General features: G+C 60.7%; 18 protein-coding genes. 9 read left to right on the forward strand and 9 right to left on the reverse strand.

Annotated features, from left to right (window positions below):
• The first annotated feature begins 37 nt into the window (after positions 1-37).
• Together ACYG97_RS16825 and asnB (ACYG97_RS16830) are read left to right on the forward strand one after the other, a co-directional pair.
• The gene (locus ACYG97_RS16825) at positions 38-1,279 is read left to right on the forward strand and encodes a glycoside hydrolase family 5 protein (RefSeq protein ID WP_031262108.1); all 1,242 of its coding nucleotides are present in this window, start codon (positions 38-40) and stop codon (positions 1,277-1,279) included.
• Positions 1,280-1,501: 222 nt separating this feature from the next.
• Entirely contained in the window at positions 1,502-3,391 is a 1,890-nt protein-coding gene (gene asnB, locus ACYG97_RS16830) for an asparagine synthase (glutamine-hydrolyzing) (RefSeq protein WP_023733403.1), read from the forward strand.
• An 18-nt stretch (positions 3,392-3,409) separates the two neighbouring features.
• On the opposite strand, the gene ACYG97_RS16835 is transcribed toward asnB (ACYG97_RS16830), so the two are convergent.
• A complete protein-coding gene (locus tag ACYG97_RS16835; protein WP_031262109.1) occupies positions 3,410-4,528 on the reverse strand; it encodes a glycosyltransferase family 4 protein in 1,119 nt (372 codons plus the stop codon).
• Positions 4,529-4,695: 167 nt separating this feature from the next.
• Between ACYG97_RS16835 and ACYG97_RS16840 the strand changes: the two genes are divergently transcribed.
• Entirely contained in the window at positions 4,696-6,135 is a 1,440-nt protein-coding gene (locus ACYG97_RS16840) for a lipopolysaccharide biosynthesis protein (protein WP_023728345.1), read from the forward strand.
• Positions 6,136-6,175: 40 nt separating this feature from the next.
• Here ACYG97_RS16840 and ACYG97_RS16845 read toward each other — a convergent pair whose 3' ends face one another.
• From ACYG97_RS16845 to wecB, 3 genes are read right to left on the reverse strand one after another with little or no spacing between them, the layout of a single operon-like run.
• Positions 6,176-6,979: a WecB/TagA/CpsF family glycosyltransferase gene (locus ACYG97_RS16845; protein ID WP_031262110.1), complete on the reverse strand. Its 804-nt coding sequence runs from the start codon at positions 6,977-6,979 to the stop codon at positions 6,176-6,178.
• Positions 6,976-8,313: a UDP-N-acetyl-D-mannosamine dehydrogenase gene (wecC, locus tag ACYG97_RS16850; RefSeq protein WP_023686301.1), complete on the reverse strand. Its 1,338-nt coding sequence runs from the start codon at positions 8,311-8,313 to the stop codon at positions 6,976-6,978. Before wecC ends, ACYG97_RS16845 begins: the two co-directional genes overlap by 4 nt.
• Positions 8,306-9,460: a non-hydrolyzing UDP-N-acetylglucosamine 2-epimerase gene (gene wecB, locus ACYG97_RS16855; protein ID WP_023733406.1), complete on the reverse strand. Its 1,155-nt coding sequence runs from the start codon at positions 9,458-9,460 to the stop codon at positions 8,306-8,308. The genes wecC and wecB overlap by 8 nt, the downstream gene beginning before the upstream one ends.
• A gap of 353 nt (positions 9,461-9,813) precedes the next feature.
• On the opposite strand from wecB, the gene ACYG97_RS16860 reads away from it, so the two are divergent.
• Positions 9,814-11,109 carry a glucosamine inositolphosphorylceramide transferase family protein gene (locus ACYG97_RS16860; RefSeq protein WP_460221598.1) on the forward strand — a complete coding sequence of 432 codons (1,296 nt, stop codon included), beginning with the start codon at positions 9,814-9,816 and terminating at the stop codon, positions 11,107-11,109.
• A gap of 42 nt (positions 11,110-11,151) precedes the next feature.
• Here the strand turns inward: ACYG97_RS16860 and ACYG97_RS16865 are convergent, their stop codons facing one another.
• A complete protein-coding gene (locus tag ACYG97_RS16865; RefSeq protein WP_196814781.1) occupies positions 11,152-12,255 on the reverse strand; it encodes an acyltransferase family protein in 1,104 nt (367 codons plus the stop codon).
• Positions 12,256-12,511: 256 nt separating this feature from the next.
• On the opposite strand from ACYG97_RS16865, the gene ACYG97_RS16870 reads away from it, so the two are divergent.
• The 5 genes from ACYG97_RS16870 to ACYG97_RS16890 all read left to right on the forward strand — a co-directional run bounded on the left by ACYG97_RS16870 (position 12,512) and on the right by ACYG97_RS16890 (position 18,725).
• Positions 12,512-13,774, forward strand: a complete 1,263-nt coding sequence (locus ACYG97_RS16870) for a VpsF family polysaccharide biosynthesis protein (RefSeq protein WP_023671794.1) — start codon at positions 12,512-12,514, stop codon at positions 13,772-13,774.
• 453 nt (positions 13,775-14,227) lie between these two features.
• Positions 14,228-15,607: a GumC family protein gene (locus tag ACYG97_RS16875; RefSeq protein WP_245260782.1), complete on the forward strand. Its 1,380-nt coding sequence runs from the start codon at positions 14,228-14,230 to the stop codon at positions 15,605-15,607.
• 1 nt (position 15,608) lies between these two features.
• Positions 15,609-16,715, forward strand: a complete 1,107-nt coding sequence (locus ACYG97_RS16880; protein ID WP_023733409.1) for a glycosyltransferase — start codon at positions 15,609-15,611, stop codon at positions 16,713-16,715.
• 169 nt (positions 16,716-16,884) lie between these two features.
• On the forward strand, positions 16,885-17,613 hold the full coding sequence (locus ACYG97_RS16885) for a N5-glutamine methyltransferase family protein (protein ID WP_023733410.1): 729 nt from the start codon (positions 16,885-16,887) through the stop codon (positions 17,611-17,613).
• Positions 17,610-18,725 carry a hypothetical protein gene (locus ACYG97_RS16890; protein ID WP_023733411.1) on the forward strand — a complete coding sequence of 372 codons (1,116 nt, stop codon included), beginning with the start codon at positions 17,610-17,612 and terminating at the stop codon, positions 18,723-18,725. Before ACYG97_RS16885 ends, ACYG97_RS16890 begins: the two co-directional genes overlap by 4 nt.
• A 175-nt stretch (positions 18,726-18,900) precedes the next feature.
• On the opposite strand, the gene nadE is transcribed toward ACYG97_RS16890, so the two are convergent.
• Genes nadE through asnB (ACYG97_RS16910) form a run of 4 tightly spaced genes read right to left on the reverse strand, consistent with a single transcriptional unit; the run spans position 18,901 to position 23,696 of the window.
• Positions 18,901-19,905, reverse strand: a complete 1,005-nt coding sequence (gene nadE, locus ACYG97_RS16895) for an NAD(+) synthase (RefSeq protein WP_023733412.1) — start codon at positions 19,903-19,905, stop codon at positions 18,901-18,903.
• A complete protein-coding gene (locus ACYG97_RS16900) occupies positions 19,902-21,449 on the reverse strand; it encodes a class I adenylate-forming enzyme family protein (protein ID WP_023683447.1) in 1,548 nt (515 codons plus the stop codon). Before ACYG97_RS16900 ends, nadE begins: the two co-directional genes overlap by 4 nt.
• 23 nt (positions 21,450-21,472) lie before the next feature.
• Positions 21,473-21,736, reverse strand: a complete 264-nt coding sequence (locus ACYG97_RS16905) for an acyl carrier protein (RefSeq protein WP_023671787.1) — start codon at positions 21,734-21,736, stop codon at positions 21,473-21,475.
• A 22-nt stretch (positions 21,737-21,758) separates the two neighbouring features.
• Complete coding sequence (gene asnB, locus ACYG97_RS16910) at positions 21,759-23,696, reverse strand: asparagine synthase (glutamine-hydrolyzing) (RefSeq protein WP_023733413.1); 1,938 nt, start codon at positions 23,694-23,696, stop codon at positions 21,759-21,761.
• Between the last annotated feature and the right edge of the window lie 25 nt (positions 23,697-23,721).

Below are 23,721 nucleotides of genomic sequence, written 5' to 3' on the forward strand. Positions count from 1 at the left end.
GCGGTTAATATCTTCGGCCATGACGCGGAGTTTTGCGATGAGAAAAGTTGTCTACGTCATAGCGTGCGCGCTTGGCATGGCTTTGTCAGCCCAGGCGGCGCCGATCCCGCTTGAGCGCGGCGTTGGCGTCCATGAATGGCTCAACTGGTCGCCGGTGGAGAAAGATGGTTCCTACAAATGGCCGCCCTATCGCAGCGAGAAGGAATGGCTTGCGGGCGGCAGGCCGCTCACCGATTGGCCGGACGGCGACCAGTTTGATCGCATTCGATCCATGGGCTTCGACTTTGTCCGGCTGAGTGTCGACCCTGGCCCTCTGCTTGCCAGCGAGGGCGCCAAACGACAACAGGCGCTGGACATGCTTGCCGCTGCGGTGCAGCGGGTCGTTTCAAGCGGGCTCAAGGTGGTTTTCGATCTGCATGGCGTCAGCCAGGTTCCGGCCTACAGCATGGAAATGATCTATGGCGGGGCCGACAGCGAGGGTGTTGCCCGCTATCGCAAAATGGTAGTGGCGGTGGCTGCCATGCTGATCAAAATTGGCGCCGACAAGGTCGCCCTCGAGCCCTATAACGAGCCCGCCTACTACCCTTGCGATTCAAGCGGCAGCGATGACTGGCAGCGGATCATGGCAGGCACGGTTCGCGATATTCGCGCCGTCAGCAGCGAACTCACCATCGTCGCGACCGGCGCCTGCGGCGGCAGCATCGCCGGACTGGTCAACCTGGACCCCAACTTCGACGACCCCAACGTCTATTACAGCTTCCACATGTATGATCCGCACAGCTTCACGCACCAGCGGGCCGATGACAAGAACGCTTTCTCCTCCGGCCTTCCCTGGCCTGCCGACGCCAGCACGCCCGAAGTGGTCGCCGAAACCCTCAAGGCGCAGATGGACGCCGCCGGCTTGAGCCAGATCGAAGAGGTGATGAACATGGCCTCGGCGCGTGAAACGATCGCCCGATACTTTGAGCAGAATTGGGGGCAGAGCCAGCTCGAAGCGGGTTTCCGTCAGGCGGTCGACTGGGCTGAAGCCCATGGCATAGCGAGCCGACGCCTGTTCGTGGGCGAATTCGGCGTTATCTTGATGTCTGCGGATGGCCGCATGGGAGCTTTCGATGCTGATCGCCTGCGCTATCTCATGGCAGTGCGCAGAGAGGCGGAACGCTTCGCGATGCCGTGGTCGGCCTGGGAATTCTCCAATCCTTACGGAATGAGTGTTATCCAACCCAAGGGGCCTGCGATCCCGGACCGGGATATGTTGCGGGCACTGGGCCTGCCATGACTCGTCATCGGGTCAGGATCGGTTGGAGCGGTCTGCCTGGTTGCTGGCGATCAATCGCGTGAAACCCAAGGACTGTCGCCTCCAGTTGCAGCCGAGAGGGCCTGATCGAACCAAATCAGGCTCAGTTTTAAAATCACTCCACCGAGCAGCTATTTAATATATTCGCTGTAGATTGGTGTCCTCAATCAGACGCAAACAAGGGAAAGAGGGCCAAGGGAAAGAATGTGCGGAATTGCCGGCTGGATTGGGCGCAGGGTCGAGAAGCCGCAAGATCGGGCCGTCGGGATGTCGAATGCCTTGCAGCATCGTGGTCCCGATGCCGAAGGCATCGAACTCCTGGACCTGAATACAGGCGAGGACCAGTTGGCATTGGTGCATCGCCGCCTGGCGATTATTGACTTAAACGCCGATTCAAATCAGCCGATGCAGACCGAGGACGGACGGCTCCGGATTATTTTCAACGGCGAAATATACAACTACATCGAGCTGCGTGAGGAGTTGATCGGTCTCGGTCACCGTTTTCGCACACGCTCCGACACGGAAGTGCTGCTCAGGGCTTATGACCAGTGGCGCCTAGCCATGTTCGACCGATTGAGCGGGATGTTCGCTTTTGCGCTGTGGGACGCTCAACGGCGCGAATTGATCCTCGCTCGCGACCCCTTTGGAAAAAAACCCCTTTACCTCATGCAAGGCAGAAATTTGCTGTCGTTTGCCTCGGAGATCAGCGCGTTGTTGTCTGCGCAGCCAGATGGCCAGCAGCTCGATCTGGATGGAGTGCGCGAGTATCTGACCTGGCGTTACGTGCCTGGACCGCGGACGCTTTTCAAACAGATCCGCAAGCTCAACCCGGGAAGCTACGCTGTGTGGTCGCAAGGGGAAGTAACGGAAACGCGCTATTATGCGCCCCCGGATCAGACCGATCTGACAGCGGATATCGATCCAGGAACCGCCAAGCGACGATTTCTGGAATTGCTCGACCGTTCTGTCGAGATCAGGATGCGCAGTGATGCGCCGTTTGGCGCCTTTCTGTCCGGGGGGCTCGACTCGTCGGCAATCGTTGCCCTGATGACCAGGCACAGCGACAACCCCATTCGTACGTTTTCGGTCGGTTTCAGCGAACAGGCTTACAGCGAGCTTCCATTCGCCCGGCGCGTCGCCGATCATTTCAAGACCGATCATTGCGAAATCGTCATCCAGGCGGATGACCTGATGAATCATCTGCCCAAGATGGTCCGCCATCGGGGGGCACCTGTTTCACAAAGTACGGACATTCCAATTTACCTGATGTCGGTTCGAGCCTCGCGGGACGTCAAGATGGTGCTTACGGGCGAAGGGGCGGACGAGATTCTCGGCGGCTACCCCAAACATCGCGCAGAGTCTCTGGCGGGTGTCTACCGGTCACTTGTTCCAGCGTCGCTTCACAACAATCTCCTCGCCCCTTTGATGCGCGCATTGCCCGGCGCATCGGCCAAGTTCGACATATTTGCCCGAAGCGCGGGTGAACGGGACTTTGCCACCCGGATGATCTCCTGGTTTGGAGCCATGACGGCGCGGGAACGCGATTCGCTCCTCGGTGGATTGGCCACTTGCGGCCATGACCGCAATGATTTCCCGTTCTCTTCGAGTGTGACGGAATCTCATCTGCGCCGTGTGTTGTTTTTTGATCAGACATCGTGGTTGCCCGACAACCTCTTGGAACGGGGCGACCGAGTGATGATGGCCGGTTCAATCGAGGGGCGAATGCCATTCCTTGATCGCGATCTGGTTTCCTTCGTCAGCCAACTGCCCGATCGTTACAGGCTGGGCCTCCTGCACAGCAAACAGATCCTGCGCGACTGCATGGCCGGCATGGTTCCCGACGAGGTCCTCAACCGCCCAAAGATCGGCTTCAAGGTGCCCGTCGCCGAATGGTTCCGCGGGCCGATGAGCGATTATGTACGGGACCATCTGTGTTCGTCCCATTCGGTCATCCGTAGCTATTTGAGCGCCAAGAAGCTGGACCAGATTGTCAGGGAGCACGCCGAGCGCGCCGCGGACCACGAAAAACTGATATGGGCGCTTTTGAACCTGGAGATATTCCACCGCGAATTCGCGCTTGGCCCGCCGCAGTGACGACACTGAAGGACAGCGTCAGCGCTTGACCGATCGCGCCTCGGACGCGACCGATCTCCAGACATCGCAGATCGCGTCGACAAACGGTGCAAGCTCAAGCCTTTCCCGGTGCACCGCCATGGCGGCGGCGCCAAGCCGCGCGCGCAGCGCCGTATCCTCGACCAGCCGAGTTAACGCCTCGGTCAACGCCGCCACATCGCCGGGCGGCACCAACAGACCGGATTGTTCGTGGGTGATGATGTCCTCGACCGCGCCAACCGGGGTGGCCACGACAGCCAGGCCGGCCGCCATGCCTTCGATCACCGACATTGGCAGATTTTCGGCGAACGAGGGGAGCACCAGAATATCGGCCGAAGCGATCAGTGATGCGACCTCGTCAGGTCCCACCCAGCCCGGAAAAGCAATACGGTCGGCAATCCCTAGAGCGACCGACCTCGCTCGTGCCGGCTCGACCTCACCATCGCCGGCGATCGTGGCACGCCAACCCCTGAGATGTTTCATCCGCTCCAGCGCCTCGCCCAACTGCGGCACGCCCTTTCGCTCGCCGATGCGGCCGAGGAACAGGATGTGCACGTGATCGCCGCCGCCGACATGCGCCAGGGAAGGAACTGCCGTGGCGTTGGGAACGATGACAATATTGCCGCCGCTCGCCGGTGCCCGGCTGGCGACGAAATCGCGCCAAAGCCCCCCCAGGACAATCACCCGGCCGGCATGCTCGAACAGAGCCCTGATACGGCGGCTCATGAAACTATGATCATCTTTCCAGAATGTCTGATACTGCGCCCCATGCAGATGAAGGACATACGGTATCGACAACAGCCTGGCGCAGGCGGCGATAATCATCTTGCGATAGGTGCTGCCGGAGACCGATATATTGATGTGAATGACGTCGGCGCGTCTGTCGAGGCGGGCCGCAACCATCCGCGCGCAATAACCAAGCATGTAGAAGATCGAAAGCCCGACATGTCCCGGGCCACGGCTGGAAAGAAAGCGCAGATCGATGTCGGCGATCTCTTGCCGTTCGAACTCCTGCTTCAGCGCCCCCATGATCCGGTCAATGCCGCCTTGTCCCGAAACGCCCGAGGGCGTTGCGACCAGGACATGTATTTTTCTATTGTGGGCGAGACGCTGCAACATGACACCATTTGGATTGCGGATGCCGGGTGACCGTAAAGCAAAGGTTCCAAAAAAGGTTTACGACAAATCTTTTGGTTCAAACTGTATCCGTTCACCCTTTGCCGTCATCATGCTGGAATACCCGTCGGTCAACGGTTAATCGACGGCAAATTTTCCGGGACAACCCTTTGCTGCTCCGTTCCACACTCATCTATGGCCCAGCTATTCTGCTGACGCGGGTTTCCGCTCTGCTCCTGCTGGTCGTCATGACGCGGTTGATCGACCAGACCGAGTATGGCCTGCTGACCCTGGTGGTCACCGTGGGCGAAATGACGGATGTTGCCGTTACCAACTGGCTGCGCATTGCCTTGCTGCGGCTTGGTGGAAAAGGCGACGTCAGCCGTGGCAGCCTGATGCTTGCCGGACAGGTATTGCTTGCCACCACGGTGCTGGCCCTGATCATATCCGTGATCGCCTCGGCGGTGATCGTGCCGGAGCGCTGGATCGAATTTGCAATCGCCGTCTGCAGCTATCTGATTGCCGGCTCCATCAGCCGGTTCGCGTTGACGGTGCTGCAAATGCAGCAGCGTCATTCCCTCTATTCGATGCTTGAATATCTGCGCGGCCTGCTGCAACTGGCCTTGCCGATCGCCGCCATCCTTATCTTCCAACGCTCGTTTCTGACGGTATCGCTCGGCTCGAGCCTCGCCGTGCTGATTGCCGGCATCGTGGCGTGCGTGGTGGCATCCGGGCGCGTTATTGGCGGCCCGCCGCGCTTCACCCACAAGGAGTTTTTTGCCCTCGGCGTGCCCCTCGTCATCATGGCGCTGGTCGGTTTCGGTCTCAACAGCGCTGAACGCGTCTTCCTCAAGCTCTACTACGATGCCGGCGCGGTGGCTGTCTTCGCAGCCGCCTACGCATTGGCTCGGCAGCCGATCGATATGGTCGCCAACGCAATCAACATGGGCGCATTTCCAGAAGTGGTCAGCCGCTTCGACGAAGAGGGATCCGAGGCGTCCGGGCGGTTGTTGTCGCAACTCATGGCCTTGATGATACGCCTTTGCCTGCCGGTCGCAGCAATGCTTATCGCGCTCAGCGGCGACATCACGCGACTCCTGCTGCCCGCGGAATACCATGGTCGCTTCGGTCTGCTGTTTCCGATCATCGCCTTCAGCGTTCTTTGTGCCAATCTCACAAGCTTCGTTTATGGCGTCGTGGTGCACGCACATAAGCGGCCGTGGTTGCTGATCATCGCCAATTCCTTCGGCTCGGTGGCAACGATTTCACTGTCTTTTCTGTTGATCCCCACCATGGCGGAGGTTGGCGCGGCGTTGGCGTTGGCGGGCGGATCGCTGGCAGGTCTTGCAGCCTGCATCGTCATCGCCGAGAGGCTCACGCCGGTGCCGGTTCCCTGGCGCGACATCGCTGTCTCGGCCATCATTTCTATCTGCACCGGACTGGCCGCCAGCCTTGCCAGCACTGCGCTGGGCAATATGCCGGCGATCTTTCCGCTCGCGGCGGGCGGTGTCGCCGGCGCTGCGGCTTTCCTGGGACTGACCTGGTTGTTTCACCCCGCGGCCGTGACGCAGTTCATCGGCAAGCTAAGGGCACGGCTCCGGATCGCATAAATCCCGCGCAATGAGGCATGCTTGTCTGAAAGTCGCGAGCCTACGGATTGACGTTTCGGCGTCCCCGGCGAGACCAGAACTCACGCCACAGCAGCAGTGCATAGGCGGTGTTGGTATCGTAGTAGCGGCGCCACAAGCGTCGCGGCTCCTGCGCCACGCGAAACAGCCACTCCAGGCCCGCCGCCTGAACCAGTTTCGGTGCCCGGGCGACCTTTCCACCATAGACGTCGAAGCTGCCGCCCACGCCCATGACGAAACTCGGAGCGAGTACGTCGCGATAGCGCTTGAGAAAGCGCTCCTTGCTCGGCGTGGGCATCGCCACAAACAGGCAGTCGGCACCTGAAGCGTTGATGGCCTCGACGATCGCGGCCTCTTCCTCCGCCTTGAAATACCCATTGCGCCGGCCGGCAATGGCCAGGCTCGGATGATCTCTGGCAAGTCGGCTTTCAACTGCGTCGAGAATGTGCTGTTCAGCGCCCAGCAGGTAGGGGCGATAGCCACACTTGGCGCACAGCGCAAGCAGGTTGATCATGACGTCGACGCCCGTCACACGCTCCGGCAACTCGACGCCGCAGAGCCGTGCGCCCCAAAGCACGCCTTTGCCGTCGACATTGACCATATCCGCCCCGACGACATCCTCGCGCAGTTCGGCATTCCTGCGCATGTTCACAAGCTTGGCGACGTTCACGACAACATGATGAAGCGGCCGCCGCGTCGCCATCGCCTCGTCTGCGATGGCCAGCGTCTCGGCCATGGTCAGCGCATGGATGGTCGCACCGAGAAACTCGCGGCGGCGTGATGCCAATAGGGAGTGTTGCGCCCATGCCGGGTCATGCGAGTTCATGCCGCTTCTCCGGTGCGAGCGAGAGACTGCGAGCGTTCCATTTCGGATTTCTTGCCTTCGATGCGGGCGTCGGGCTTGCGCGCCTTGCGCCAGGTCCACAGGCCCCGTGTGTCGACGAGCTTCTTGTCCTTGAGCGCTTCGGGATCGATCAGATTGAATTGTCGATGGTCGACCAGCAGGACGACGATATCGGATTGGTCAATAGCGGAAAGTGCATCGGTGAACATGACGCCGCTGCCCTCGAGCTCGTGTGGCAACTGACGCGCATTGGGCTCGGCAGCGACGATCTTGATATTGGGAATCTTGGACAGAAGCTTAACAACCTCGACAGCCGGGCTCTCGCGCATATCGTCGATATTGGGTTTGAAGCTGAGGCCAAGACAGGCGATCGTCTGCTTGCGGGTCGGGTCGAGCAATGCCTCGATGTCCCTGACCACCGACAAGGGTCGCTCGGAATTGATGCGCCGTGCCGAACTGATCAGCCGCGTATTGTTCGGTGCGGCGTCGATGATAAAATACGGATCGATCGCAATGCAGTGGCCGCCCACGCCCGGGCTCGGCTGCAGGATGTTCACGCGAGGATGCCGGTTGGCGAGATCGATTACCTCCCAGACGTTGAGCGACAGATCCTGGCACACCGCCGCAAGCTCATTGGCGAAGGCGATATTGACATCGCGGAACGCATTTTCGGTCAGCTTAACCAGTTCCGCGCTTTCGGCCTGGGTTATGAACAGGTCGCCGGCGACGAAGCTTGAATAGAGTGCCGCTGTCCGCTCCGAAGACTTTCGGGACAGCCCGCCGATCGAGCGATCATTGTTGATCAGTTCGGTCAGCACCTTTCCCGGCAGCACGCGCTCAGGAGAGTAGGCGACCAGGACGTCAGCTTCCTCGCCATGTGCGACGGGAAATTTGAGATCGGGTCGCAGTTCAGCGAGCAGCGCTGTCATGACACGCGTCGTACCGACCGGCGATGTTGATTCCAGCACCACCAGGTCGTCCCGTTTTAGCACCGGAGCGATGCTTCGCGCTGCCGCAAGCACGTAGCTGACATCCGGCTTGCGGTCCGGGGTGATCGGAGTTGGAACGGCGATAATATAGGCATCGGCCGGCTGAGGCGTACTGAATGCCTTGAGCTTGCCATTGGCGACGACTTTCTGGATCAAACCATCCAGGTCCGGTTCGATGATGTGGATTTCGCCGCGGTTGACCTTCGCGACCACCGCCTCGTTGATATCGACACCGATGACATCGAGTCCGCGGCTGGCAAAAATGGCACAGGTCGGCAGGCCGATATAGCCCATGCCGATAACGGAAACGGTTTTGATTTCAGCCATGATTCAGCAATTCCTCAACGATCCGGCTCGCAGCTTGGCCATTGCCGTATGGATTGTGCCTCTCCGCCATGCCGCGATAGACGCTCTCATCATCGAGCAGGCTATTGGCATTGGCCAGAATTTTTTCGATATCGGTGCCGACCAGCCGGGCAGTACCAGCGGCGATCCCTTCGGGTCGCTCCGTGTTTTCCCGCATCACCAGCACCGGCTTGCCGAGTGAAGGCGCCTCTTCCTGCACGCCGCCGCTGTCGGTCAACACCAGGTAGCTCTGTTTCTGCAGGTACAGGAACGGCAAATAGTCCTGCGGGTCGATCAGGTGGATGTTCGGCACCGTCCCGATTTCGGCCTCGACCACGGAGCGCACATTCGGGTTGGGATGGACCGGGTAGATGATCTGCACATCCCTGCGCGCCGACAATGCCTTCAGCGCGGTGCAGATTCTCTGGATGCCGCCATCGAAATTCTCACGGCGATGACCGGTGACGAGTATCATTTTCTTGGTCGGATCGATGAAGGGGAAACGAGCGGCGAGCTTGGCGTTCATCAGCTTGTCGGCATCGATCTCGCTGGAGAAATGCAGCAGCGTGTCGATCACGGTATTGCCGGTTACGAAGATGGTGTTCGCAGCCTTTCCTTCGGCGATGAGATTGTCGCGCGCCTCGGTGGTCGGCGCAAAATGCCAGGTGGCGATGTTGCCGGCAATCTTGCGGTTCAGTTCCTCCGGAAAGGGAGAGTTGATGTTGTGGCTGCGCAATCCCGCCTCGATATGGGCAACCGGAATCCGCTTGTAGAAGGCAGCTAGAGCCGCGGTCATCGCGGTGGTTGTGTCGCCCTGGACGATGACGATGTCCGGCTTCGCCTTCTCCAGCACCCCCGCCATTCCGAGGAGCACGCGCGAGGTCACGTCGAACAACGTCTGACCTGGCTGCATGATGTTGAGATCGTAGTGCACCGGTAGGCCCGTCAATTCAATGACCTGATCGACCATCTCGCGATGCTGGCCCGTCACACATATTTCCGTGGTAAAGCCTGGATGGGCGAGCGCGGCGCGCGCCACCGGAAAACATTTGAGCGCCTCCGGCCTCGTGCCGAACACGATCAGCAGTTTTCGCCTTGAGGGCAATCTCGGATGTGAAACGGCGTTCATGGTTGACCCTGGTCACCGAAAGCGTGGGCGCCCGGCTGACATGTGCTTTCAGCCTAACAATAGCGCCCTGAACCGCCTTCGTATTCAAAAAAATTAACGTATGATTAACGCTAGAGTCCGCAGCCCCCCTTGGGCAAGCCTTGCCAGGAACTGTGGGGAAAGATACCAGAGCAAGCCATTTTTTGCTTTAACGAGAATAACTTGGGTTGACTAATATTTTAATCATCGGCCACGCCGTCGGATCCCGGCGCTGGGAAAATGAGCTTTTTATGCGGTTGGATGCGGCAGGTTATGTGGTCTCGAGTTGCCACGCGCCGGCGGCGGCGCCAACCGCTCGGGGGCTGGACACTGTCTTGGCGATCGAGAGCCGGCGTTTCGGTCCCTCGCTGGCGGGCCGGTCCGAGCCGTTGCCGCCCATCGATCGCGGCCCTCCGGACCTCGTCATAGATCTCACTGCCAGCGCAACGGGGCAAGACGCGCCAGTCCTGAGGCTCGAATTTTGCGGTCGCAACAGCTTTCCAGCCGGCGTTGCCGCAATGTTGGCGAGCGGACAATTGCCTGAACTTGGCGCTCGCCTCGATGGCGTTGTCGTGGCCCAGGCTAGACCGATGCTGGCAGACAGGCTCTGGCTATCTCGAAGCTGCAACGACCTGCTCGCCGGCGCCATGTCGCTGATCATGCAAACCGTCGCCCGCTTCTTTGCGGGCAAGCTTGTGCCGGTAAGCGACAACCCGGTGCCGATCCTGAAGAACGACAGTTTTGTTCGACACTATGTGCCCTTTTTTGGCAGGGCTTTGATCGATCGCGCCGTGCAAAAAATCAGGCGGGGACGACGCCCCTTCTATTGGCAGGTTGCCTATCGGGTGATCGACGGACCAGGCATCGCCGAAACCGGGCAACTCGACGGCAAACCGTTCACAGTCCTGCCGGACGATGGCCAACGCTTCTATGCCGACCCGTTCGTCTTCGAGGCCGACCGCCGCCATCATCTGTTTGTCGAGGAATTCCCCTACGCGACGAGTCGCGGCGTGATTTCCGTCGCCGAGCTCGGTGACGATGGCACTTTCGGTGTTCCAAGGGTTGTATTGGAGGAAGCGCACCACCTGTCGTATCCGCAGGTGTTCGCACACGATGGCGAGATTTTCATGATCCCCGAAAGTGGTTCGGCTCGCGAACTTGTGCTCTATCGCGCCGCGCAGTTTCCCGACCGCTGGGTCCGCGACACGGTGCTGATGGCGGACAGGGATTTCAACGACGCGACGCTGCTCGAATCCGACGGTCGCTTCTGGCTGGTTGGAACGGAGCGGTTCGGCTACGGCAGCGCGTCGGACACGATGGCGGTCTATTGCGCACCCTCGCTGCGCGGGCCATGGGTCGCCCATCCGCTCAATCCCATTGCCGTCGATCATTCGGCCACCCGGCCGGGCGGCGCCTTTATCCGCCACGACGATGCCCTGGTGCTGCCGGTGCAGAACGGATCGAGGGCCTATGGCGGTGGTCTGGGGCTGATGCGGCTTGAGCGACTCGACGCGTCCGATGTCCGTTTTGCCTCGCCCCGGCCGATCGGCGCGGGTCCGGCATGGGCACGCACGGGCATTCATACGCTTAACCGCGCCGGCAATGTCGAGGTCGTGGACAGCGCGGGCTGACTGAAGCGCTGAAAGCCGTGAGCGTCCCGTTGCTTGGCCTGCTTATTTGTTCTCCGTGGCAATATGAGGAAGCGGTGTGTTTCTCGTCTTCCTTCTGCCGTTCAGGGTCTGAAGAATCGGCTTCTCGATCATCTCGTAAATCACCAGACTGACGAGGCAGGCTGCCACGATGCTGACCACCGACACCAACAATACCGTTGTCGGATGCTCGTATCCGACGGTGCGTCTGGCCAGGTACGCCACAGCGCCGATCACGAAGATATGCGACAGATAAAGCGCGTAGGAAGCGTCGCCCAACTGCTCGAGAAGGCTCCAGTGCTTGAGTTTCGGCTCCAGAATGAGGCTGAGATGAAGTAGGCCCGCCGCCCACATTGCTTGTCCCGCGAAGCTGATCTGACCCAAGAGCGGCGTACCGTCATCGACGAATGAAAGCACCACGCCTGCAGCGGTCATTACGCCGAATATCCAGGCATGGCGTATGTCGGAAGTGAAATCACCGTCCAAATAGCGCCGCCCTATCCACATGCCGATGACGAATGCCACCGGAGAAGGGTTGAGATAGAACTGGATAACAGGGTTGGTGGGAGCCAGCCACAGCCCGGCTATCCACATCGCAATGAAAAAGACCGTCAGCACAAATACGCGCGAGGTCACGGACAGGAATGCGAACACCGCAAAAGCGATATAGAAAAATACCTCGTAATTGAGCGTCCAGCCGAGTGAGAGGATTGGACTGGCGCTATCCCGTCCAGGCGCTTCGTGAACAATGAAGAGGAGCGACTGAAGATAGTGGGGCCATGTAAAGACGGTCTTCTGGAAGAGACTTGGCACGAGCGCCGCCAGAACCGCGGCGAGGCTGGTGAAAAGCCAGTAAAGGGGGATGATCCGGATTGCTCGGCGTTTCAGGAAGGTGGCAGCGGAAAACAGACCATCTCCCGTAATATGGACCATTATGAAACCGCTGATGACAAAGAACAGAACGACGCCCAGGCGGCCCGCCGTCACGATAATCAGATTGTCCACGCCAATCTGATAGGAAAAGGCGTGTGCGAACAGAACCAGCAAGGCGGCGCAGGCGCGAAGATACTGAATCGAATAGAATTTCTTCACCTTGATCTCCTGCGCTTTGCCGGCGCCTGATGCCATTGTGCCGTCCACAGGCAGCGCGTCGGACGCCGTGCAAAGCATCGCCATCAATACGACCGGCCAATTAAGTGTGGGTTACCGACTTCATGAAATAGCCCATGCCGGGCATCGCCACTGTTAAGATCGGGTTATCCATATTCCTTTACGTTCGTGCAGGAAAATGTACCCGGGGGCGCGTTCGTCCCCTGCCGTCTCAATCGCAAGCCGCAACGCTGGTCGGATAATCGTGAGTGTCACCCCCACAGAGCAACAGTTCGTGACCGCGCAGGCCAGCCGCCAAGACGCCCTCACACTCCTGTTCTTTCTCCTCGCGGCCTTCGCTTTCCTGCTCCGCTCGACCATCTCGCCGCAGTTGATGAATATGGTGATGTCCTATTCGACGGAGGGGGGGTCGTTTCCCGAAAAGCTGCATATCGGGACCTATGCGATCTTTCTGCTGCTTGTCGTCATCGCCACGACCCGGCCAATTCGGCTCGAAGGCGATGAAGTCAGGCTGTTCAAGGCGACATTGTTATATTCGCTGCTGCTGTTGTGGCTGGTGCCTTATCTCTTCGTGATAGGCCGTGCCGGCTCGGCCGGCTTCATAATCGATTCCTATCTGGTCTCTTGTGCCGCGGCGATGATCATGCTTGCCTTGGGTGACCATGTGCGCAGGGCGCTTGGCAATGTCATCGTCGGCATGATTGTCCTCAGCGCCATCATCGGAACGATCGAGGCCGTCACCCAGCATCGATTCCTGCCCTATCCCCTCGTTGAGCTGGACTTTCGGCCGATCGGACTGTCGGCCCATCCGCTGGCGCTGGGCGCGCTTTGCACCACCGCCATAGGTTTCGTTGCATTGACGCGGTGGCGTATCTGGGTGTGCGCGCTTTGCATCTTCATTCTCTTCATCGGCACGGCCGCTTCGGGCGCGCGCACCGCCCTGCTGCTCGCTTGCGGCGAGATCCTGTTCCTGCTCGTGTTCCTGCCTTGGCCGGACTTGTCACCCAGACATCAACGCCAGGCCAAACTCCTGGTGCTGATGCTGACGCTGGCCGGTGGCGCCATACTGATTGCGATACTCTTTTCGGCGGGGCTGCTGAACCGCTTCAGCAATACGCTCTTTGATCAAAATTACGACGCGCGCGTCAAGATCTACGATGTATTCAAGTTCGTTGAATGGAGGGACATCCTGCTTGGCATGAATCCCAACGAGTTGTTGAAGATCGTCAACGAAAAGCTCAACCTCCCCTTCATCGAAAGCACGCCGGTCGTTCTTACGCTTTTGTTTGGCCTGCCGATCGCCTTGCTCTTCGCGTTTGCTTTCTTCCGGTTCCTTTTCAAGCTCCTGCGCAATACGCCTCGGGCCGCCCATATCGCAGCGGCCGCGTCCATTCTCGCGGCATTGTCAAACAATGCCCTCTCTTCGAAGGCGCCGGATATCATGCTGCTCGTCATCTTGTTGCTCGCTTATCGAAAGCCGGATGGGCGCCAAACCGGCACGCCCCTTCAAGGCCAACCAGCATCAACAGCGACATGACGCCAAAGCCCGCTCCTTGTGGGTGCCCTCGCGACGACCTCTTGTATTTCCATTTGAAACGCCTGCACGCTTTGCCAGGCTACGACGGGCGTGGCAGAATACCGACCAAGGGTGGATAGATCGCTGTTCCGGAACGCGCCTGACACGCCTGGAAAATGAAATGTTAACGATGTTTCCGTAAAGCAGGCTGTGCGTATTGAATATTAAAGGGTTAGCATGATGTCCGCCGCTTCCGGTCCTCCTCCAACCGCGGCCGCCGCCGGCATTAGCCCCTATGAACGGATCGAAAATGCGCGGCGCGCCAGCAGGCCAAAGCCGCAACAAACCGCGCCGATCATGGCACATGCGGCGGCACCCGCTGTAACGTCGGCCCCTGTAACGTCGGCCCCTGTAACGTCGGCCCCTGTGTCGCCTGCACCCGTGGCGCCGCCTGTAGCCGAGCCCGTCACGACGGTGACGCTCAACAAGATCGGAACCCTTCTCGAACTCGATTTCGGGCGTCTGTTTGTCTGGCTGCGCGCCGGCCTCGCTCTGGTATGCCTGCTGGCAATAGCCGGCGGGATCATCGGCGGTGCCTACGCTCTGCTGAGCAAGCAGCGCTACACCGTGACCACGGACATCCTCATCAATCCCGCCAATCTTCAGGTTGTTCCGAATGATCTTTACCCGCAATCGGCCCAGGTCGATGGACAGCTGCTCAGCGCGCGCAGCAAAGAGCGCATCTTGACCTCGGGCAGCGTGCTTTCACGTGTTGTAGACGATCTTGACCTGGCCAGTGACCCGGAGTTCTTCGACGCGGACCGTAGCCGCACAGGGACGGACGGCGCCAAACCCGATCCAAAGCTTACCGCCCTGAAGAACCTGGCGGAACGGGTTAGCAGCATCGCGGATGAAAAGTCGTTTGTCACGACCTTGATGGTATCGGCGGAAACCCCCGCTAAGGCGATCCTGATTTCGCAGGATATCGTCAAGACTTTCCAGGAAGAGCTGGCCAGCGCCGAGGCTTCCGGCGCCAGCCGTGCCGCGGCCGCGCTGGACGGGCGGCTGGGCCAGCTCAAGAGCGATGTGCAGGCGGCCGAAGAGAAGGTCGAGGCCTATAGGCGCAGCCACAATCTGGCCACCAGCAATGGGCAGCTTGTTTCCTCGCAAACCATGACCCAGCTCAACGGCCAGATCGTGGAGACGCAATCGCGCGTCATCGCCGCGCAGGCAAGTTACGACGCCCTGCTTGCCGCCGGCGCAAACGGCACCAATTCCGGTCCCGCCACGTCGGAGGCGCTTGTGGCGCTGCGCGCAACGGCCAACGGCCTGCGCCAGCAGATCGATTCGCAGTCGATGACCTTTGGCCCCCGTCATCCGTCGATCGTCAGGCTGAAGACGGAGTACAACACGGTCAGCGCGCAACTCAGCGCCGAATACGCGCGCACCCTGCGCCTGGCGAAGGTCAATCTCGATGCCGCCAAAACCTCGTCGGCCTCCCTCAATGCCAAGATGAATGACTTGAAGGGCAACGTGTTCTCGGATAGCGATTCCGAGGTCGCCTTGCGTGAACTTGAACGTGACGCCGCGTCGAAGACGGCTATCTATGAGAGCTTCCTGTCGCGGGCACGCCAGATAACCGAGCGCGAACAGATCGACAGCACCAATGTGCAGGTGATTTCCACCGCAGTGCCGCCAAAGGGCCGTTCATGGCCCCCGCGCACGGTCGTGATGATCGGCCTGGGGGCCATTGGCGGCATGATCCTTGGCATGTTGCTCGCCATTACCCTGGGTATCGTGCGCGACATGCGTCTTCCGCCGAACCGCCCGGACGTCATTGCCAGCCGCGCCTGAAATGGCGAAGCGGATTGTCTTTCACATTGCCAGCCTCAGGGGCGGCGGCGCCGAGCGTGTATTCGTCCTGATGGCGAACGAACTGGCATCGCGCGGCCACAACGTCACGCTTTTTACCTGGAACGCGCAGGGGCCCAATGCCGCCCTGCTTTCGCCTGCCGTACATCTGGTCGATTTCGGCCTCCCCATTCGCGGCGAGGGTTATGGCAAGTGGGCGACATTGAAAGGCATCGTGCGAAGCGCGGGCCTGCTTGGCCGCGTTTCTCCCGACGCGATCTACAGCGCCCCGGAATTCGCCAATCTGGTCGTGGCGCTGGCGCTTTCCCTCGCGCGAAGCAGGGCGCGGTTCTTCCCGAGTTTCCACGCCGCCGCCTCATTGCCTTCCGGCAGCCTTGGCGCGAAAATGGCGGTCTGGCTTTCGGCCCTGGTTGCGGCCCGCGCCACCAGGGCCATCGCGGTTTCTGAAGGTGTCGGCGGCGATCTTGTGGCCCGAGGCTTCCCGAAATCCAAGGTCGTGGTGATCAACAACCCGCTGCCGCCGGCTGCGGCATCCCAGCAACGCTCCTACGCCTGGCAGGCAGAGCTCGCGGCGATGGGCGACGGCCCCGTCATCATCACCGCCGGACGCCTGGTGCCCGTTAAGGATCATTGGACGTTGCTGCGGGCCTTCGCTGTGCTGCGCGCCGGCCGCCGGGCCCGGCTTGTCATCTTCGGCGAGGGTCCGCTGGCCGACGAGCTGCGCGCCTATGCCGAAGAATCCGGTATCGGCGCAGACGTTCTGTTTGCGGGCTATGTCAATGATCCGGCGGCCTGCTACGCCGTAGCTGACTTGTTCGTCCTATCATCGACCAGCGAGGGCTTCGGCAATGTTCTGGTCGAGGCCATGGCAGCGGGGATTCCGGTGGTCTCCACGGACGCGCCGCACGGCCCGCGCGAAATACTTGATGACGGCCGCGTCGGCGCCCTGGTGCCGGTCGGCGATGCCGGGGCCCTGGCAGTGGCGATGGCCAGAATGCTCGACCAGCCGACAACCGCCGCGATCCTGAAAAGCAGGGCGGCGGATTTCGAAATTGAAAAGATCGGAGACCGGTACGAGGCGTTGCTCTGAATTAGCGCATGGATCGGCTTGCGGCGGCACAGGAATTCGCCATTGATGGGACAGGACGCCGCCAACATAGGCCGGTTACTCCCAATCCGATCATGATCTTTAACATCAATTTACCCGGAGTTGGTAACAACAGGGAACCCGCGTTTTATCCTCAGGATAGGGATTTTCCTTGCCGCAGCATCACAGCCTTCCTGCCGGCCGTGCAAACGATCGCAATTGGCTGCGATTGCACCGCTTCATGCGGGTTGAGCTGGAACTCGCGCCTGACGTCCTGGTGCCGCGAGCCGAAACGGAACTGCTTGGCCGGACGGCCGCGGCCATTCTTGGCCAACAGGCGCACGAAACGATCCTGATCGACATGTGCTGCGGCAGCGGCAATCTTGCCGTGGGCATCGTCAGCGAATGTCCTCGGGCTCGGGCATGGGCGGCGGACCTGACCGACAGCACGGTTTCGCTTGCCCGCCGCAATGTTGTGCGCCTCGCCCTGCAGGACAGGATCAAGGTCCGGCAAGGCGACCTATTTGCCGCGATCGAGGGTGACGGCCTCCACGGCGCTGCCGACATGGTTGTGTGCAACCCGCCCTATATTTCCTCATCCCGTCTCGATAGCGAAAGCGCGCATCTGTTGGAGAACGAACCTCGGGAAGCTTTCGACGGCGGCCCTTACGGTATTTCGATCCTCCAAAGGCTGGTCCGGGATGCCGCAGCTTTCCTCAAGCCAGGCGGATGGCTGCTGTTTGAGTTCGGCGAAGGTCAAGATCGGCAGATAGCAACCCTTTTATCGAGAACGAAATCCTACGAAACCCCAACCTTTGCCGTGACGGCCGACGGCCAGCCCCGTGTCGCCATGGCGCGCAAACATGGTGGCCGGGTTCCCGGAACCGGGAGCCCGGCGTGAGCGTCGTCCGCGCCCTCGATCAGGCCGACCTTGCGGCCGTCGCGGGCATGTTTCAACGCATGCTGCGCAAGAAGCGGGGGCCAGCGCCGGCCTCCCTCGTCGATTACATGAGGCGGTTTTATCTGGACGCACCCGACTGGGGCAGCGGGCTCCGTTCGCTTGTCCATGTCAATGACGCCGGCCAGGTTTCCGGCTTCGTCGGCGTTCATGCGCTGCCAATGAAATTCAACGGCCGGCAGCTCTACGCTGCCATCTGCAGCTCGCTGATGGTCGAGGATCACGAGACCGATCCGATGGCCGGTGCCCGCCTGTTGAAGGCCTTCCTCGATGGTCCGCAGGACATCTCCTTCAGCGAAACCGCCAATGATACGTCCGTGAAACTGTGGACGCGGCTTCGCGGCGTAGTGCTGCCGCAATACAGTCTTGACTGGGTTCGCGTGATGCGGCCGGCGACCTTCATGCTCAGCCTTTTTGCCAATCACATGAAGCTTGCCTGGATGTTCAACCCGCTCGCCCGGATGGTCGACCGGCTCTACCTTCGCAAAATGGAGGGCGGTCAACGACGCTGGACCGGCGTCGTCGCCAACGCATCGAGCCGGGGGGCATTTCGGACCTCCGAGATCGACAGCGGCAGCTTTGCGGGGCTGCTGGAGCCGCTTTGCGCCCAGTTTCCGCTACGTCCGCAGTGGGCGGAAGGTCAGCTCAACCATATTCTGGGCGATGCGGCGCAAAAGCCGGATTTCGGAGAGCTTGTCTGCGTGTCGGTGGCATCGCCGAACGGCGCCAATGTCGGCGCTTTCGCCTATTACGCGCGACCGGACGGGATCGGCCGCGTGCTGCAGGTCCTCGCTCTTCCCGGCCAGGCCGGGCCGGTGATCGATTGCCTGGTCGAGCATGCCGCCCGGCGCGGTGTCTCCGGCTTGCGCGGCCGCGTCCAGCCCGCGCTTCTGGAGGCCATGCTTGTAAGACGCATAGCCTTCATACCGGTCGCCTCGACCGTCGTGCATTCACGCGATCCCGAGCTTCTGGATGCCATGAAGAACGCGCAGGTCTTTCTGAACGGGCTTGCGGGCGAGCAGTGGAGCCAGTTGATCGGCGGCCGCTTCACCTGAAGCGTTCCGCCTAGAGCAATTCCAGGAAAGGGTGCGCGGTTTTCCGTCCGAATCGCGTAAAAACAAGAGCTTAGAGCGCCTCGCATGAAATCGGGTTCATGCGAGGCGCTCTAAGTTTTTCTTTGATGCATGTCGTATCGCAGAACCGGATCACTTTTGCTCGATATGCATCAGGTCAGGAGCCGACTTCGTCCACGCCGCCAACGAGCTGCGGGCGTAGGTGCAGATAGCGCGTTGCCTTTCGCTTGGCGGCGATGTCGGCCCAGACGCGTTCGATCTGTGAGGCGGTCAATCCCGCCGCTTGCCCTACCACCTCGGCGGACACGCCGTTGTTGAGGCCATAGAGACACAGATCCATCCGATCGTAAGGCAGGGAAAAGTAGAATTCTTCCTGCGTCTGCGCCAGCGAGTAGGTGTCGGTGGTCGGCGGCCGGTTGCGGACCTCTTCCGGAATGCCGAGATAGGCGGCTAGCGCATAGACCTGCGTCTTGTAGAGATGCGCGATCGGCTTGACGTCGGCGGCGCCGTCGCCGTTCTTGACGAAGAACCCCTGGTCGTATTCCAGCCGGTTCGGTGTGCCGAGCACGGCGAAGTTCAGCCGGTCGGCATGATAATATTCGAGCTGCTTGCGGGTGCGCTGCTTCATGTTGGTGGCGGCAACGATGCCGAGATAGACAGCCACCGGCATCCGCAATTTCGTCTGCTTGCCTTGCGGGTCCTGCACCACCAGCGACGAGATGTTGTAGCCCTCGCCTTCGAGCACGTTCGCGATCACGATCTTCGAGGCCCAGCCCTTGCCATAGTCCGGGACCAATTCGCGGATGAAGGCGTCGCGGCGTTCATAGCAGCCCATTGCCCGCAGGGTCGGCCCGATATCCTCCACAACGGCCTCGACGCCGAAAGTGTCGGCGACCAGATGGCCGAGCCGCAGGCTTTCGGGGTCGGAATCGCTTTCCGGCATGAGGACGCACAGCACATTCTGGTGGCCGACGGCCCGCGCGGCCAATGCAGCCGAAACGCTGGAATCTACACCGCCCGAAAGACCGAGCACGAGTCCGCGCTTGCGAATGCCGCGCAACTGCTCGCGCAGGGCCGCCACGATCCTGTCCGTTTCGGCGGCGGGATCGATGGCCAGGGCTTGCGTGAAGGCCGGCGCATCCTGGGTTGAGCCGATGTTCATTGCTCGGCCTCCATCATCTCAGCCGCGAGCCGGCGGCTGACCTTGCCCGACTCCGTCTTCGGTAATTCGCTCCGGAACTCTATGATTTTGGGGACCATGAAATCCTCCAGGTGGCGCGCGCAGTGACGAATGATGTCCTTTCCGCCAAGCGCCGGATCGGACCGCACGACGAGCGCGCCAATCGCATGCCCCAGCACCGGATCCGGCACGCCGACGACCACCGCTTCCGCGATACCTGGATGGGCGTGGAGCACGGCCTCCACTTCCTTGGGGGCGACCTTCTCGCCACGCGTCTTGATGATGTCGTCCTTACGCCCGACAAAATAGAGAAAGCCGTCCTCGTCGGTCTGGAACAGGTCGCCCGTATAGAGCACCTTTTCCCAAGGGTTAGGCCCCGGCCGGAGCGCTCGTTCCGTCGCGGCCTTGTTGCGCCAATAGCCCTGCATCACGTGCGGACCGCGGATGACTAGCTCACCTGCCACGCCCGCCGGCACGCGTTGTCCAAGGTCGTCGACGACAAAGGCTTCCGTGTTGGGGATGGCTATGCCGACCGACCCTGGCCGGCGGTCAAGTTCCTCGGGTGGCAAATAGGTGCAGCGCTTGCATTCGGTCAGCCCATACATCGAATAGATCCGGACGCCGGGCAGCAGCGAGCGCAGGCGTTCTATGTGGGCTGGCGGCAAGGCGGCCGCGGTGTTGGAAATATAGCGGAGGCTGGGCAGGAAACCCGGCGCCAGATCACGCATCTGCAGGATCATCGCCGCCATGGTAGGCACCAGCGGAAGGCCGGTGACGCCCTCTTTGCGGATGCGTTCGAAGATCTCGTGCGGGAAGGCGAAGGACTTCTCGAGCACCAGCGTGGCCCCGAGCCTGACTGCCATCAGCAACTGGTAGAGGCCATAGTCGAAGGCAAGCGGGAGGACGTTCAGGATGATGTCGTCCGGCGCGTTGCGCAGATAGGTGGCGATCGACCCCGCGGCGGCGTCGCAATTGCGATGCGTCATCATCACACCCTTGGGCCGGCCGGTCGAACCTGACGTGTAGATCAGCATCGCAAGGTCGACGTCGATGCCGCGATGGTTTACCTCCGCGCCATCGAACGTCAGGCAGTCAGTCAGGGACGCGGCCCCTGCCGGGCATTGCCCGTCGGCCCCAGGGGTGGAAGCCACGAAGATGCCGGGCTTGCCTTGCGATGCGCAGGCTTCGGTGACCACGGGCATCAGCTTCGCCTGCGTCAGGACCGCCCTGGCGTCGCAATCGGCGATGACGTAACCGAGCTTGTCGGCCTTTGTGGAGGGGTTGATCGGACTGAAGGTCGCACCTGCCTTGAGTGCGGCAAAGATCGATACGGCGGCCTCCCAGCAATTGTCCATGAAGATCAGAACGCGGTCGTCGCGCCTGATCCCATTCATGAAGAGAGCGGTGGCCAGCCGGCTCGAAAGGTCGTCGAGTTCTTCGTAGCTCAGCCTTTTGCCCTTGGTGACCAATGCCGTCTTGGCCGGGTGGGCAGCAGCCTTCGCCACCAGAAAATGCTCGATCCGCACGGGACGTTCCTCGCCGTTGGCGCTTACGCTGCCAGCGTTTGTGCTCTCGCCTCGATGAAGGACGAGATGCGGTCAAGCGAGTCCAGGTTGGCCGGAACGATGTCGGCATCCACCATCGCGATGCCGAAATTGTCCTCGATGAAGGCCACCAGCTCAAGTACCGCAGTCGAGTCGATAATGTCGTTCTCGATCAGCGAGGCTGAATCCGACAGTTTGTAGGAGGTGTCGCCGAACAGGAAGTTGTCGACGATAAAGCTTCTGACCCTGTCCTTGATTGCCGTCATCATGTCTTTCCTTTTCCTCGCCGTCTCAGGCCGCTCTTGCCGCGCCGGCCGCTTGGCCGGCGAAATTCTTCTGCCACAGCTGCGTCGACAGAATGCCGACGAAGGCGGCGTTGTCGCGAAATCCGGTCGCGGTCTCAATGCGGCATTTCTCGTGGAGCTTGGCCACCGCCTTGGCGTTGAACAGGCCGCCGGCGGTAATGCTCGCCTCGCCCAGGCAGTCACGAACATAGTCTAGTTCCTCCGCCCCGACGAAGGAGCGGGCCTCCGGGGCGCGGTAAGGTTGCTTGGTGCGTTTACCGATCGCCGCCGGAAGGTGGTGCCTGGCCACCTTGCGCAATATGTGCTTCTCCATCAGGCCTTTCAGTTTCATCTCCGGCGGAAGTCTTGCCGCGAACTCTACCACGCGATGATCCAGGAAAGGAAACCGCCCTTCGATGCCGTGCGCCATGGCCATCCGATCGCCTTGGCTGGAGAGGATGTAGCCGGGCAGGAGGAAGCGGGTTTCGAGATATTGCGCCTGATGCAGCGGATGCCATAGGGAAAACGCCTCGGGTAGGCGGCTGGTCAGCTCTTCAGCTGCGTCATAACCCTTCAACGTCGCGCGCAGGTCGCCGGAAAAGAAGATTTTCGCCGCCGCCGTGGTCTTGAAGCGTGGCCGATGCGAGAACAGCGGATCGTCGAGGGCAGCGTTGCTGGTGCCGAAGAAGGCAGCCAGATACTCCACCGATTGCTGTTGCAGGCCCGGCAGATACGGGTAAAGCCGGCGGAACAGCTGCGGCCTTATGCGCGATGTGGGCTGCCGCCCGCAGAACCGGCGGACACGCGCCTCCTTGAAGACGTCGTAACCGGCGAAGACCTCGTCGGCGCCTTCACCCGTCAGCACCACCTTCAGGCCGGCCTGGCGAACCAGGGCGGACAATTTGTAGAGTGGCGCTGGCGCCGTGCGGATGATCGGCCGCTCGGCAAAGCGGATGACCTCAGGAAAGACGCTGGCGATATCGCGGGCGCCGCATTCTATGGCGTGGTGGCGCGTGCCGAGCGCCGAGGCCATTTCGGTCTGAAAGGCGCTTTCGTCATGCTCGGCGCTGTCGAAGGTTACGGAAAATGTCTCCAGTCTCCGAGGAGTCATGCCGGCGGCAAGCGCCGAAACGAGCGACGAATCGAGCCCTCCGGAAAGATAGGAACCGACCGGCACGTCGGCCCGCATGCGAAGCCTCACCGCATCGGTCAGAAGGGCTTGCAACTCCTCTGCCGCGCGGTCCTCGTTCGTGATCTTCGACGGCTCATCACGATGCGGATAGTCCAGGTGCCAGTATCGTCTGACCGTGACCTGCCCCTGCGTCGCGATCATCACACTTGCCGGTTCCAACTCGTGGATATTGCGGAACGCCGTGCGCGGAGCGATCGGCGCCCACAGCGTAAAGATCTGATCCAGCGCAATCGGATCAATTTCAGCGGAGACGCCCGGGACCTTCAACAGGGCTTTGATCTCCGAGGCAAAGTAAAGCACCCCGTCATTACTTGTGTAGAAGAGCGGCCGGACACCCATCCGGTCTCGTGCAAGCACCATTCGTCGCTGCCGATTGTCCCATATCGCCAAGGCGAAATCACCGTTCAGGAGAGACAAGCAGTCTTCGCCCATCTCCTCATAGAGCTGAAGGATGACCTCTGTGTCGCTCGACGTCCGAAAGTGTCGGCCCTTGGCGATCAGCCCTTCGCGCAGTTCTATGTAGTTGAAAATCTCACCGTTGAACGCAATCGTCAAATTGCCGGCCTCGTCGGACATCGGTTGCTGGCCATCGCCGATGCCGATCACCGACAGCCGCGCATGCCCGAGCCCGGCATCGGGTGCTACGAATTTCCCTTGCTCATCCGGCCCACGATGGGCAATTGCGGCTACCATGTGCGTGAGCAAAGCTTCCGCATCCCGGATTGACCCGAAATAACCCCCGAATCCACACATCCCTTGAACTCATATTGAACGCTAA

This window comes from Mesorhizobium sp. W067 (assembly GCF_054719525.1).

What these genes read in the sequence shown, in the direction of transcription:
- ACYG97_RS16825 (WP_031262108.1), top strand. Translation starts at nt 38, where the DNA reads ATGAGAAAAGTTGTCTACGTCATAGCGTGCGCGCTTGGCATGGCTTTG.
- asnB (WP_023733403.1), top strand. Translation starts at nt 1,502, where the DNA reads ATGTGCGGAATTGCCGGCTGGATTGGGCGCAGGGTCGAGAAGCCGCAA.
- ACYG97_RS16835 (WP_031262109.1), bottom strand. Translation starts at nt 4,528, where the DNA reads ATGTTGCAGCGTCTCGCCCACAATAGAAAAATACATGTCCTGGTCGCA.
- ACYG97_RS16845 (WP_031262110.1), bottom strand. Translation starts at nt 6,979, where the DNA reads ATGAACTCGCATGACCCGGCATGGGCGCAACACTCCCTATTGGCATCA.
- wecC (WP_023686301.1), bottom strand. Translation starts at nt 8,313, where the DNA reads ATGGCTGAAATCAAAACCGTTTCCGTTATCGGCATGGGCTATATCGGC.
- wecB (WP_023733406.1), bottom strand. Translation starts at nt 9,460, where the DNA reads ATGAACGCCGTTTCACATCCGAGATTGCCCTCAAGGCGAAAACTGCTG.
- ACYG97_RS16865 (WP_196814781.1), bottom strand. Translation starts at nt 12,255, where the DNA reads ATGGCATCAGGCGCCGGCAAAGCGCAGGAGATCAAGGTGAAGAAATTC.
- ACYG97_RS16880 (WP_023733409.1), top strand. Translation starts at nt 15,609, where the DNA reads ATGGCGAAGCGGATTGTCTTTCACATTGCCAGCCTCAGGGGCGGCGGC.
- nadE (WP_023733412.1), bottom strand. Translation starts at nt 19,905, where the DNA reads ATGAACATCGGCTCAACCCAGGATGCGCCGGCCTTCACGCAAGCCCTG.
- ACYG97_RS16905 (WP_023671787.1), bottom strand. Translation starts at nt 21,736, where the DNA reads ATGATGACGGCAATCAAGGACAGGGTCAGAAGCTTTATCGTCGACAAC.
- asnB (WP_023733413.1), bottom strand. Translation starts at nt 23,696, where the DNA reads ATGTGTGGATTCGGGGGTTATTTCGGGTCAATCCGGGATGCGGAAGCT.